The sequence below is a fragment of the Pandoraea sp. CB10b_02 genome, from assembly GCF_002216225.1.
GTDB classification, from domain to species: domain Bacteria; phylum Pseudomonadota; class Gammaproteobacteria; order Burkholderiales; family Burkholderiaceae; genus Pandoraea; species Pandoraea nosoerga.
In genome coordinates this window covers 1-12,457 of the sequence record NZ_NJGW02000011.1, presented here as the reverse complement: position 1 = coordinate 12,457, position 12,457 = coordinate 1, and the positions used below count along the sequence as shown (strand labels likewise).

Genomic DNA, 12,457 nt, shown 5'->3' with positions numbered 1-12,457 from the left:
CAGCGCCGCACTACCGTGTGCGGTCTCGTGTGGTCCCGTGCAGTCTTGTAGAGCCGTGTACTGGCCTGTACAGGCTGCGCGGCCCCGCGCGAACCTGCGCCTCTCGCCGACCGATCATGCCAAGCTCGCGCGCCTCGTCGGGCCGGTCCTTCAAGCCGGTCGGCAACGATTTCAACGAACGGCAGACGGCACGCCGTGGCATTGCCTGCGAAGAACCAGGGCGCCAAGCCCTTTTGAAGGAGCCTCACGTCATGAAAACCACACAACGATGGATCTCGCGAATCTCGCGCAGTGCTGCGCCCGTGCTCGTCGGCGCCGCGCTGATCGGCACGCTGGCCGGCTGCGGCGGCATGACCCCGCGCGAATCGCGCAATACCGCAGTCGGCGCGGGTGTCGGCGCGCTCGGCGGCGCCCTGATTTCCGGGGGCGACCTCGGGACCACCGTGGGTGGCGCCGTGGTCGGCGGTGTGATCGGTAACGTGATCACCGACGACCGCCATCGCCGCTGATCACCGTCAATCGCCATTCATCGCCATTAATCGCCATTGACCGCCGTGAATCGCCGCTGCCGGCCTCCGCCCGCCGCGGCCCGCACCGGGCGTGACATCCAGGCACGCCCGCCATGCTCTTGCGGCATACGGCGCCTACCCGAATACGCGCGGCGCCGCATGCCGCCTCAAAGCCTTGAAAATCAGGAGAAGCGCGACATGACCTCCCCAGACACACTTCGCCAACAGTCGCTCCGAACACTTCGGTCCCGCCGCCTCGGGCGGACCGCGCTCGCCGCCGTCACGCTCTGCGCGAGCGCGGTCGCCTTGTCGATTGCCGCCCTGCCCGGCTACGCGCAGACCGGCACGCCGGTCAATGGCGTGGTCCCCACCACGCCCACGCCAAGCGCGCCTGCGCCAGCGCAGGGCGAGGACTACGGCGACGCCGCCGATCAGAACGCCGCCCTCGGGATGTACCTGCAACGCTCGTTCGACGCCATCGACGCGAATCACGACGGCAAGATCGACCGCAACGAGTGGGCCGCCTATCAGCGCAGCCAACTGCAGGCGCGCCGCGCGGCGTTCGAGCGCTATTTCAAGGCGGCCGACAAGGATGGCGACGGCTATCTGAGCCGGGACGAAGCCGCTGCCTCGGAGCCGTTCCTCTATCAGCATTTCGACGAGATCGACGCCAATCGCGACAGCAAGCTCTCGCCGGCCGAAATCCGCGCGTTCTTCCGCCGCTACTACCACGAACGCGCCCGCGCCGATGCCGCCACCACGAAACCCTGACCGTCCCCGCGAGCGCAAACGAAAACGCCACGGCAGTTCAGATGCCGTGGCGTTTTTCGTGACTGCGTCATCCGGGAGTGCGCGCGATCACGCTCGCTCGCGGGTGGGTATTACACGTGGAAGAACTCCGCGATGATCGCCGCGCCGAGGAACGTACCGGCGTTCGCCAGGAACGACACCACCACGATGCGCCAGCCCAGACGACGGAAGGCCGGCACGTCCTTGGCAACGGACAGCCCGGCGTAGGTCAGCATCGGCGTGACCAGCGCGAGGAAGTTGATCTTGCCCGTGAACTGCTCGACGACCGGCGCGAACGGGAAAGCCGGCGAGGTCAGGAACATGGCAATGAGCGACACCCAGCACACGGCCGGCACCTTGCGGCGCGTGAGGTAGTACAGCGCTTCGCCGACGATTACGGCCGCGATGATGATGAGCATGCCGGGCACGCCGTCGAGGAACGGCGTCTTGAAGGCCATGCTGTTGCCCACGAGCGCCAGCGCCCCCGAGAAGACCCACGCGAACAGACGCGCGCCGAAGTTCATCTCGACGGTGTGCGCCTTGCTGGCCTGCTTGAGTTCCGTGGCGGCCTGCGCGTCGGCCACCGCGGCGGCTTCGGCGTTGGCGCGTCCGCGGCGGGTCATGCGCCCGAGCACCGGCTCCATTACGCGGTAGCCCCACACGGCGAGCGGCAGCGAGATGAACAGCGTGAAGTACGTGCCGATGGTCGTCGTGATCAGGTTCGACGCCGCGGCGAACGTGGCGACTTCCTTGGCGACTTCCGGGGTCTGCTGCGCGGCGATGGCGCCGGCGGCGGCGGCCATCATCGAACCGGAGCCCACGCCCGCCCCCATGGCGAGCGAGTGCGGGTGGAACAGGTTCAGGCTGGCGACGAAGCCGGCGAACAGCGAAATGAACACGGCGCCGAAGATCGTGCCGGTCAGATATTCGGCGAGCACGCCACGGCCTTCGGGCGAATCGAAACCGTACTTCTCGCCGATGATGGCCAGGCTCGGCTCGCGGCCCACCGAGAAGGTCGCGCCGATGGCTTCACGCTTGATGCCGAGCATGAGCGCGACCGGCAGGCCGAGGACAATCGTGCCCACGAAGTGGCCGAACTCCTGGAACACCAGCGCCCAGCCGGCGGCCACGAGCTTTGGCAGCGAGCCGCCCACGAGCAGGCCGAGCTTGGCCACGAAAAGCAGCAGCGCCGGCTGCAGAATCGCCGCCGCCTTGTGCTGCATCGGCAGGTCGATCTGCGCGAAGCGCGGCAAGCGCGCCTGCGACAGCCCCAGCGCCGCACCGAGCAGAAGCGCCCAGACCATCGGCAACAGCACGATCTTGCCGTGACCGGCGGTAATGCTGATCGCACCGATCAGCTCCGCGATCACGAGAATCACGATCGCCCAAACATACAGGCGCACGCCATCGCTGAAGGCGCCTCCCTGCGGCTTTGCCGCGTTTTGTTCCATGACTGCCATCTGGGTCTCCACTGCACTTGCTATTGAACCGGTCCGGTGCCGTCCGGTCGCCCGGCGGTTTCGCGAACATTTCGGTGGTTAAGGAAATTCGGCGCGCCGCCCGTCCGGTCGCGAAACCGGCCGACTTCCCTGCCCGGCGGCAGACCGCCCGCCGGCTCGACACGCCTCGGTGACAGCAACAGCGTCCCGCGCCGAACCGTCCGAAGGGCGGCATTATACGCGGTCAAAATTGCCGTTCCGGCCCGCGATCCCGCAGGCTGAAACGGCCATGCGCCAGGCGAAGTCTCACGACCGGCGCCGGGCGCATGTCCTTGCACTGGCGATTCACGACGCATGCCTGCGCGCATGATGGCGGCGCACGCCTGCTTCGCGGCCCCGGCTTCCCACGGCGTGGGAAGCCCTTTGATCAGACGTAGCCGAACGGCGTGGCCGGATTGGCCGCCGTCTCGACCCACACGCTCTTGGTCTGCGTGTATTCGTAGAGCGCCTCCACGCCGCTGGAGCGGCCGTAACCGCTGTGGTTGTAGCCGCCGAACGGCGAGGCCACGTTGATCGTCTTGTAGCCGTTGATCCAGAACGTGCCGGCGTTGACCTGAGCGGCCACGCGGTGCGCGCGCGCGACGTCCTGCGTCCACACGGCGCCGGCCAGACCGAACTCGCTGTCGTTGGCGATCGCCAGCGCCTCGTCTTCCGTGTCGAACGGAATGGCCACCACGACCGGCCCGAAGATTTCCGTGCGCGCCACGCCCATCGCGTTGTTCGCGTCGGCCAGCACGGTCGGACGCACGAAAAAGCCCCCATCGCTGCGCTGCTGCGTGCCGGCGGCCAGACGCGCGCCGCCCTCCACGCCCGCGTCGATCATGTTCATTACGTGCTGATACTGCGTGCGGTTGCAGATCGGGCCCACTTCGGTGGCGTCGTCGAGCGGGTCACCCACGCGAATCTTCTCGGCGCCGCGCGAGAGCATCTCGACCATCTGGTCGTACACGCCGCGCTGCACGAGCAGGCGCGAGCCCGCCACGCAGCTCTGGCCGGCGCTCGAGAAGATCGCGGCCTGCGCGCCCAGGCATGCACGCCTGAGGTCGGCGTCGTCGAAGACGATGTTGGCCGACTTGCCGCCCAGCTCCAGCACGCTCGGCAGCAGGCGCTGCGCGGCGGCCGCGGCGATCTTGCTGCCGGTGGCGGGTGAGCCCACGAACACCACCTTCTTGATGACCGGATGCGAGATCGCGGCCTGGCCCGTCGTGTGGCCGAAGCCCGCGAGCACGTTGATGAGGCCGCGCGGCACACCGGCCTGCTCGGCCAGCGCGGCGACCGCGAGCGAGCTCGCCGGGGTGAGCTCGCTCGGCTTGAGCAGAACCCCGTTGCCCATGGCGATGGCCGGCGCCAGTTGCCAGCCGCAGGTGAAGACCGGCGCGTTCCACGGCGTGATCTGCAGCACCACGCCCATCGCTTCGCGGCGCGTGTAGTTCAGGTGCGTGCTCGGCACGGGAATCACGTCGCCGAAGAACTTGTCGGTCCAGCCGGCGTAGTACTCGAACATCTCCGCGACCTTGCCAACTTCGCCGCGGCAGTCCCGGATCGGCTTGCCCGCGCCGATCGATTCGAGTTGGGCGAGCGCTTCGGCGTGCTCGCGGATCTTGCCGCCCACGGCCTGCATGACGCGACCGCGCGCCGCATGGGTGAGCGCCCACCAGACCTTCTGCGCGGCCTGCGCGGCGTCGGCCGCCTGCGCGACCACGGCCGCACCGGCATCGCGGTAGGCGAGCACCGTCTGTCCGGTTGCCGGGTTGACGATATCGATGGTGGCTTCGCCCTGGCCTTCGACCAGCTCACCGTTCACATACGAACCGATGGTGGTGGCGTTGGGGAAGAACTTTGCGAATGCGCCGAGCAATGCGGCGGCTTGTTGGTCTGCCATGAAAACACTCCGTGCGACGCGCCGCGACGGCGCATCGTGTCGTCAAACAAAAATTGAAATCTCGCGTGCGTGTCCGTGCTGCCGAGGGCTCAGGCGCGGCCCGGCTCGATGAACTGCACGATGCGGTTGAAATCCTCGTCGTCGCCGAGCGTGGCCGCGCTCGCCGCCCACAGACGGCCGACCTCCGCCGACAGCGGTCCCGTGCCGAGCGTTCCGGTCTGCTCGGCGAGCGCCATGGCCAGGCGCACGTCCTTGCGCATGAGTTTCATCGTGAAGCCCGAGTCGAACGCGTCGTTGAGAATCCACGTCGGGTAGTTCGTCTGCGTCACGCCGCTGCGGCCCGAGCCGGCGTTCAGACCCTCGAGCACCTGCTCGGGCGCCACACCGGCGGCCTTCGCCAGACGCATCGCCTCGCCAGCCACGAGCAGGTGGGCCGCGCACATCAGGTTGTTGATCAGCTTGGTCACGTGGCCCGCGCCGACCTCGCCGATATGCACACGCTTGGCCGACATTGCGGCGAGTACCGGCTCGATGCGGGCGATATCCTCGGCCGAGCCGCCCAGCACCATGGTAAGCGCACCGTTGAGCGCGCCTTTCGGGCCGCCGGAGACCGGGGCGTCGACCAGGGCGATGCCCTTCTCGCGCAGCGTGACGGCGAGCTCGCGGGTGCTCTGCGGGTCGGCTGTCGAGGTGTCGACGACGATCAGGCCTTCACGGCCGTTCGCGGCAATGCCCTGCGCGCCGTTGACCACGGCTTCGACGACTTGCGACGTCGGCAGCGACAGCACGAGGGCGTCCGCTTCGCGGGCGAGTTCGGCCACCGAGCCGCGCAGGCCGATGCCCGCTTCGGCCAGCGCCGCGCCGGCCGCCGGGGACGGATCGAAACCGAGCACCGTGAAGCCGCCGCGCTGCAACGACAGCGCCATACCGCGTCCCATATTGCCCAGTCCGACCACTCCGATGATTTTCATGTTGACTCCAGTTTGACTGCGAGGATGGCGCCGCCGCCACGGGCGGCGCCGCGTTGCTACGCCTGCCGGCCGGGCCGGCAGACGGTTGGAAACTTCGGGATCTCAGTGCGGGTGATTCACGAACTCCAGCACCACGTTGCCCGCGAATTCCGGCTCCACGACCAGTCCATGCTCGTTGTAGCCGTAGGGCACGCCGCTCTCGCGCCACAGCCGCTCCACATGCGCCAGATCGGGGGCGAGGATCGTGATCGCCACGGCGTGCGTGCGTACGCCCTGCGCCATCGGCAAGCCCACGGCGGCGTAACGCGCCTCGGCACGGGGCTGCGAGAGCGCGAGCAGCTGGCCGCAGCCGGTGTCGGCCAGCGCACCGCCGTCGTAGACGTCGACGTGGCGCGCGCCGTACATGCGCTGCCAGCGCGCGGCGAGCTCGCGCAGCGCCGCGGCATCGGGGGTGACATAGGTCACGCCGACGACGGCCGTCGCGCCGTTCGGGTGCGCCTGCCACTCGGGCACCCAGATCAACTCGGGCCGATGCTGGTGACAGATGAAATTGGAGGCGTCGCCAAGCGACGCGTCGATGAACAGGCCCAGCGACACCACGGCTTCGTCGGGCGTGCCGTCCGGCTTGCGCATGGCACGGCGAAAGTCGAGGATGCCTTGTGACGTCAGCCCTGCCTGCACAAGTCTCGCGTGATCGGCGCGCGCATCCTTGCTGTGCAGCGCGACGAGCGACACGCCCTCTTCGCGGGCGAGGAAGCTGCCGAGATAGCGTCCGAAGCAGAAGTCGCCGACGGCGTGCGTGCCGAACCGGGTGGCGTCGTCCACGCCGATGAGTTCGATGAAGTTCTCGGCAAACATCATCAGCGACGTGACCGTGCCCCACGGGTGGTACGACACCGGCGACGGCGCGAAGCCCATGCGAGCGTAATGCGAAAGCCGCCGGGGATGATCATGCACCGTGACCAACGGATGATCGATGCCGAAACGCGTATTGCGCGAAGGAATCATCGTCTGTCTCCCAACGGGAAGCGGTGCCTGTCAAACGCCGTCTGCGGATCGCCGAAGTCGGCGCCGGGCCGGCGGCCTGCTCCGGCGTGGCCGGTACGGTCTGAAACGTTGCGCCATGCCGACGTCCGTCGCGGCATGGCGCAAAAAACTGGCGCGGAATCGGGCCGCCGTCACCGGGCCTCGCCTGGGTTCGTTGCCCCGCAAAGGGGCCGATCCGCATGCATCGCAGTGTGAATTGAAAAAAAACGACGCTCAATGACAACGCTTGATGATTTTTGTTCTAATTATTAGTCTTTAAGCCGTGGCACCGTCCCCTATGGCACTGTCTGCTATGACACCGTCCTCATGACACCTTCCATCACCGAAAGCCGCCTGCCGTATCTGTTCGAAGCCGTCCAGTGCGGCACCGTGCGCGCCGCAGCCGACCGGCTCGACATTGCGCCCTCGGCGGTCAGCCGCCAGATCGCGCTGCTCGAGGCCGAGCTGGCGCTGCCGCTGATCGAGCGCCACAAGCGCGGCGTGCATCTCACGCAGGCCGGGCGGTTGCTCATGGAGTACTACCGCGAGCAGCGCGCGCATCAGGAAGACCTGCTCGCCAAGTTGCAGGAAGTGCGCGGGCTGCGGCGCGGGCACATCCGGCTCGCCGTGGGCGAGGGCTTCGTGAGCGATCTCATGGGCGCGCCGCTCCAGTACTTCTGCAAGCGCTATCCCGACATCACGCTCACGCTCGATCTCGCGGGCACCAACGAAGTCATGCGGCTCGTGGCCGAGGACGACGCGGACATCGGGCTCGTCTACAACCCGCCGGCCGAGCCGAAGATCGTCTCTCGCGCGCAGATGCGCCAGCCCGTGCACGCGATCCTCGCACCCGGCACCGCGCTCGCGGACCGGTTGGGCGGGCTCGCCGCGCAGGGATCGTTGACGCTCGACGCGCTTTACGACGTGCCGCTCGCGCTCATGCACGGCGCGTATGGCACGCGTCAACTAATGGCGCTTGCCGAGCAGTCCGAGAAACATCGGCTCACGGCGTCGGTCACCACCAATTCGATTTCGGTGCTCAAGCACTACGTGCGTACCGGCCTCGGTGCAACGTTTCTGCCCACCTTTGCGGTGTCGCAGGAAATCGAGGCCGGGCTCCTGCTCGCACTGCCCATCGACCATCCGATCCTCAACGGCGCCGAGGCCCATCTCGTGACGCGCGCGGGACGGCGTCTGTCCGGCGCGGCCAACCGGCTGCTCACGCATCTGGCGAGCAAGATGGAAGCGTTCGGGGCGCCGGATTCGAGCGCCTGAGGACCGCCGGCGGCCAAGCGCGACGCAGGCGTTGGGCGCTCGCCCTGCCGCCGGTTTGGCCCATTTCGGTTGTTGGCGCGCAACAATCGGGGTAACAGTCGGGCTACTAAGCCTTTCCCCGATGTTGCACGCGGTCGAATTCCGCTATAAATGAAGCCATCCGGGCACATGCGCCCATCGCGCCGGCCGGCTCGCCGGCTCGATGCGAGGCTTGCCTGTGCCGCCGACCCCGGTCGCATGGCCGCGCACGCTCGCCTCTGCGAGGCACGTGAGCGCCGCCGACCCAACGCCAGTGGACTGCCATGATGACGATCTCTGACAACCAGAGCGTGACGGCATCACTTGCAACCGGCTGCATCCGCCGATGCGGCACCCGTTGCCCTGGCCTCCCCGCTTGCCGATTTCTCGTCTCTCGTAACGAAAATTCAGGCTTTTCCGACGGCGTCTCTCATTGCCCGCATTCGGGCGAGATGCGACGACGACGGGCATAACCACGCGAAACAAACGGCGGGGCAAAACGCAACCTGGGGAGCAGACCATGAAAATGAAGCTCATTGCAGCGAGCCTGCTTTGCGGCATCGGCACGTTCGCGCACGCGCAGTCGAGTGTCCAGCTGTATGGCCGCCTGGACGGCGGCTTTCAGTACATGAGCAATATTCAGGACGGTAACGGCGGGACCGTCTCGCGCTGGAGCGCGCAAGGCGGCGACTACGGGACGAGCCTGTTCGGTCTGCGCGGTTACGAGGACCTCGGCCAGGGTTTGCACGCGGTATTCAATCTGGAGAGCGGCTTCCAGTTGATGAACGGGCTGAACAACAACGGGTCGGGATCACTCTTCGATCGCCGCGCGTTGGTCGGGCTGAACTCGCGCTCGTGGGGGCAACTCACGCTCGGGCGCAATCTGTTCATCAGCAACGGGGTATGGGACTTCGACCCGTTCCAGCAACAGGCCTTCTCGTCGGCGTCGCTCGTGCGTGGGCGCAACTGGCCGCAGGCGAGCAACACCGTCAACTATCAGAGCCCGAACTTCTACGGCTTTGACATCGCCGGCCAGTACGCCTTTTCCAACATCGCGGGGCAGCCGACGAGCGGGCGCGGGCTTGGCGCACAGCTCACCTATACGCACGATCGCTTCCAGTTGCGTGCGCTGTACGACGAAATTCGCGACGCCAACGGTCGCTTCACCGACGTGTTCGCCTCCTCGCGCGAGTATTTCGCCGGGGCGAACGTGTTCCTGAACCGCTTTACGATTTCGCTGGGCTACACGCACATGTCGGCGCCCGACGCGCCCGCGCCGGACTTCGCCACGCGCGCCGATCATTACTGGGCCGGCGTGAAGTGGCAGGCCACGCAGGTGTGGGCGGCCAACGCGGCGGTGTATCACGTCAACGTGCCGGGCGGCTTCGGCAACGCCACGATGTTCGAGCTGGGCACGACGTACAACCTCTCGAAACGCACGTTCTTCTACGGCACCGTGGCATACGTGAAGAACAGCGCCAACCAGAGCTTCTCGGTCGCCGCGATTCCGAGCAACTCGCTCGACAATCCGCCGGCCGGACGCGGCCAGACCGGCGCCTACATCGGCATCTCGCATTCTTTCTGAGGTTGCGGGTACCGAGGTCGGTTGGCGCGGCACGCCGCACACCGAACGCCGCGCAAAGAAAAAACCCGCCGCGCCCTTGAAGGCGCGACGGGTCCGCTACAGGCGCGCTCGAGGGCTTGTGCTGCCCCTCTCACGCGACACCGGAACGCTTAGAAGCGATACTTCGCCGAGATACCGCCAGCGACGGCGCGCTCGCCCTTGCGGACGCTCACGTTGCCGCCCAGACGGATGTCGAGCGCCTTCTGCACTTCCACATTCACACCCAGGTCCGCGGTGAAAATGTCCGCGCCCAGCTTGGCGCCCTTCACGTTGAACGAGCGCGGCGCGCCGTAGATCGTGTTGGTCAGGCTGCCCTGCTTGTCGCCGAACTCGTGTTCATAGGCCAGGCGCAGCGACGGGGCCACCTTCGTGCCGCCCGCGTTCGCCACCTCGCGCCACAGGCGCACGCCCAGCACGCCACGCGTCGACGTCTGCGACTGCGCACCGACCTTCAGACCGTCGTTGCCGCCGCCGGCGCGGTTCGTCTCGTCAAAACCGCTCAGGCGAGTCGACGCCACGCGCACGCCCACCGACGGATCGATGTTCGTGCCCGACACTTCGAAGCGCTTGCCCACTTCACCGAACACGCCGAAGGTCTGACCGTTCGTCTTGCCGGACACGCGCGACGACACGTCGCCCGCGGCCACCGTGCGATCGGTCTTCACGCTGTGATTCGTATAGGACACGCCACCGTTGACGAACCAGCTCGCGTCGTTCAGATGCGAACCGTACAGACCCACGCTCACGCTGTTGATCTTCGACTCGCCCGGCTGACCCTTTGCCTTCGAGTTCTGGTTGCCCATACCGACAGACGCGCCGACGATCGTGTTGCTGCCGATGCGCTTGTCGACGCCGATCGCGCCATCCAGGCCGCGCACGTCGAATGCAGGCCCGTTGCCGCGTTGCGACGTGTTGCCACCGGCGAATGCCGCCCAGCCGGCCACGCCGCTGTCGTCGGCGCTCGCGCCGTTGGCGGTCTTGTCGTCGAACATCGCGCCGCCGGCGATCATGCGCGTTTGCATGCCGCGCTGGAACGCCGTTGCGGCGCTCTGTGCGGCCTGCGCATTGTTCACCAGCGCCTCGCCGGACAGCAGGCTTGCCGAACGGCGTTGCTCTGCGGAACCGGCTTCCTGTTCCAGCATCTCGGCGAGCACGTCGCCGCCGACCTTGCCCGTGGCGACCTGGCCATAGGTCACGCCATCGACCGAGGCCAGTGCCGCGCGCTCGTTGGCTGTATACGCGGCGTTTCCGGCGACGAAGCCAACGCGGCTGTCTTCGGTGATCGTCACCTCGCCATTGCCGGCGTTTTCGGCTGCCACGCTGCCGAACCTGACCTGGTTGAAGGCGTTGACGGTGGCGCCGTCGTCCTTCGTCACGATCTGGATGTTCTGGCCCACGATGTCCTTGAGCTTGACCGTCGAATCACGATTGATCTGAAGATCGGTGTTGCTGAAGTCGCCCTCTTTGCCGACGTGGACCAGACCCGTGCGGACCTTGCCATCCGACTTGGTGGCCACGGTCTTGATCGACGCGCCAGTGCTCGACTTGTACTTCTGGACACTCAGTTGGTTCAGACCCAGGTCGATGCTGCCGGCGTTCTCGATCGTGGCCACGCCCGTGACGCTGGGCGCCGCAATCGCCAGCGTCGCCGATTGCGCGATGACGACATCGCCGGAGCCGAGCGCGTTCGCGTGCGCGGCGGTCAACTTGCCGCTTTGCACGGTCACCGACGTGAGGTCGCTTTGATCGCCCGCGAGGGTCAGATTGCCCGTACCCACCTTGGTGAGGGTCGGGGCGGCAGCGGCGCTCGGCGCCCGGGATGCCGGGGCGACGTCCGTATCGCTTGGCTCACCGCCTACGTTGACGTGTTCCTTGCCGTCCGTCTTGCCGTCCGTCTTGCCGTCCGTGTTGCCGTCCGTGTTGCCGTCCGAACCTTCCGAATCGCCCGCCACATGGGTTGCATCCGGGGCAGTGGTGTCGGTGGCGACGGCCGGGGCGGCCGCCAGAATCCTGCCGCCAAAGACATCGTCCTGATTCAGCGAGCCGACCGTGAGCGCCGTGTTGCCTGCGATCACCTGGCCGTTGCCGGACAACGAACCGATGCCGAGCTGGGCGCCGTTCTCGCCCGCGGCGAGACCGGAGACGTCCAGCGAACCGGCAGTGAGCTCGATAGCGGCGTTCTGCACAGTGGTGGCGCCGCGCATCGTAACGTTGCCCCGGTTCGTGAGCTTCAGGCCGGAGAGCGTCGAATCCGCGATGTCGAGGGCGGCCCCGTCTGCGTTGGCAATGCTGGCGCCAGCCGCGTCCAACGAAGCGAACTTGGCCTTGCCCGCGTTATCGAGCGCCAGGCCGGCCAGCTTCGATTCGGAGACCTCGAGGTCCGCGCCCGCGGCGTTCGAAATAGCGGCCTTGCCTTCGGTCAGCGCTGCCAGTTGCGCTTTCGCTTCATTGACGACCTGCAAATTGGCCACCTTGGCGCCCGAGACCTTGAGATCGCCGCCGGCCGTGTTGGTCAACACCGCCTTTGCGGCGGACGGTCCGGTCACTTCCGCCTTTGCGCCATTGATCACCGCGAGATTCTCGACGGTCGAATCACCGACGGTGAGCGTGCCGGTTCCATGATTGAGCAACACCGCGGTGCCCCCGGAGAGTCCCTTGAGCGTCGCCTTCGCATCGTTGTTCACGAACAGCGCCTCCACGGCGGTGTCCTCCATTGTCAGGTCGCCCGCGGCGCCGGTGTTCAGGACACGCACCGCCTGCCCGGAAACCCCCGACTTATTGATCCGGCCCTTGCGCACTTGAAATTTTCTGCACCACCCTCAACTCGGATTCATGCAAGCAACCGACATGAGATCGCTGAGCCG

At 67.0% G+C, this 12,457-nt stretch carries 9 protein-coding genes; 4 read left to right on the top strand and 5 right to left on the bottom strand.

Annotation, left to right across the window (positions count from 1 at the left end; translation table 11 throughout):
- Positions 1 to 251 precede the first annotated feature (251 nt).
- Positions 252 to 509 (top strand): YMGG-like glycine zipper-containing protein, encoded by a 258-nt coding sequence (locus tag CDN36_RS13490; RefSeq protein WP_150555250.1) that lies wholly within the window; start codon positions 252 to 254, stop codon positions 507 to 509.
- A 198-nt stretch (positions 510 to 707) separates the two neighbouring features.
- Positions 708 to 1,280: an EF-hand domain-containing protein gene (locus tag CDN36_RS13485; RefSeq protein ID WP_287496976.1), complete on the top strand. Its 573-nt coding sequence runs from the start codon at positions 708 to 710 to the stop codon at positions 1,278 to 1,280.
- Positions 1,281 to 1,390: 110 nt separating this feature from the next.
- Here CDN36_RS13485 and CDN36_RS13480 read toward each other — a convergent pair whose 3' ends face one another.
- The 4 genes from CDN36_RS13480 to CDN36_RS13465 all read right to left on the bottom strand — a co-directional run bounded on the left by CDN36_RS13480 (position 1,391) and on the right by CDN36_RS13465 (position 6,658).
- Complete coding sequence (locus CDN36_RS13480) at positions 1,391 to 2,758, bottom strand: DUF3100 domain-containing protein (RefSeq protein ID WP_150555252.1); 1,368 nt, start codon at positions 2,756 to 2,758, stop codon at positions 1,391 to 1,393.
- Between the two features lie 406 nt (positions 2,759 to 3,164).
- Entirely contained in the window at positions 3,165 to 4,679 is a 1,515-nt protein-coding gene (locus tag CDN36_RS13475; RefSeq protein WP_287496975.1) for an aldehyde dehydrogenase family protein, read from the bottom strand.
- A gap of 89 nt (positions 4,680 to 4,768) precedes the next feature.
- Positions 4,769 to 5,731, bottom strand: a complete 963-nt coding sequence (locus CDN36_RS13470) for an NAD(P)-dependent oxidoreductase (RefSeq protein WP_277396711.1) — start codon at positions 5,729 to 5,731, stop codon at positions 4,769 to 4,771.
- Between the two features lie 21 nt (positions 5,732 to 5,752).
- The gene (locus CDN36_RS13465) at positions 5,753 to 6,658 is read right to left on the bottom strand and encodes a VOC family protein (RefSeq protein WP_287496974.1); all 906 of its coding nucleotides are present in this window, start codon (positions 6,656 to 6,658) and stop codon (positions 5,753 to 5,755) included.
- A gap of 345 nt (positions 6,659 to 7,003) precedes the next feature.
- On the opposite strand from CDN36_RS13465, the gene CDN36_RS13460 reads away from it, so the two are divergent.
- Both CDN36_RS13460 and CDN36_RS13455 read left to right on the top strand, forming a co-directional pair.
- Positions 7,004 to 7,951, top strand: coding sequence for a LysR substrate-binding domain-containing protein (locus CDN36_RS13460; protein WP_150555256.1), 948 nt, complete (start codon positions 7,004 to 7,006; stop codon positions 7,949 to 7,951).
- 538 nt (positions 7,952 to 8,489) lie between these two features.
- Positions 8,490 to 9,554, top strand: a complete 1,065-nt coding sequence (locus CDN36_RS13455) for a porin (protein WP_150555257.1) — start codon at positions 8,490 to 8,492, stop codon at positions 9,552 to 9,554.
- A 149-nt stretch (positions 9,555 to 9,703) separates the two neighbouring features.
- Here the strand turns inward: CDN36_RS13455 and CDN36_RS13450 are convergent, their stop codons facing one another.
- A complete protein-coding gene (locus CDN36_RS13450) occupies positions 9,704 to 12,307 on the bottom strand; it encodes an autotransporter family protein (protein WP_287496973.1) in 2,604 nt (867 codons plus the stop codon).
- Positions 12,308 to 12,457 lie beyond the last annotated feature (150 nt).

Excerpts from the sequence above, each read along its gene's own strand:
- CDN36_RS13460 (WP_150555256.1), top strand. The coding sequence starts at position 7,004 with ATGACACCTTCCATCACCGAAAGCCGCCTGCCGTATCTGTTCGAAGCC.
- CDN36_RS13490 (WP_150555250.1), top strand. The coding sequence starts at position 252 with ATGAAAACCACACAACGATGGATCTCGCGAATCTCGCGCAGTGCTGCG.
- CDN36_RS13450 (WP_287496973.1), bottom strand. The coding sequence starts at position 12,307 with ATGGAGGACACCGCCGTGGAGGCGCTGTTCGTGAACAACGATGCGAAG.
- CDN36_RS13475 (WP_287496975.1), bottom strand. The coding sequence starts at position 4,679 with ATGGCAGACCAACAAGCCGCCGCATTGCTCGGCGCATTCGCAAAGTTC.
- CDN36_RS13465 (WP_287496974.1), bottom strand. The coding sequence starts at position 6,658 with ATGATTCCTTCGCGCAATACGCGTTTCGGCATCGATCATCCGTTGGTC.
- CDN36_RS13455 (WP_150555257.1), top strand. The coding sequence starts at position 8,490 with ATGAAAATGAAGCTCATTGCAGCGAGCCTGCTTTGCGGCATCGGCACG.
- CDN36_RS13480 (WP_150555252.1), bottom strand. The coding sequence starts at position 2,758 with ATGGCAGTCATGGAACAAAACGCGGCAAAGCCGCAGGGAGGCGCCTTC.
- CDN36_RS13485 (WP_287496976.1), top strand. The coding sequence starts at position 708 with ATGACCTCCCCAGACACACTTCGCCAACAGTCGCTCCGAACACTTCGG.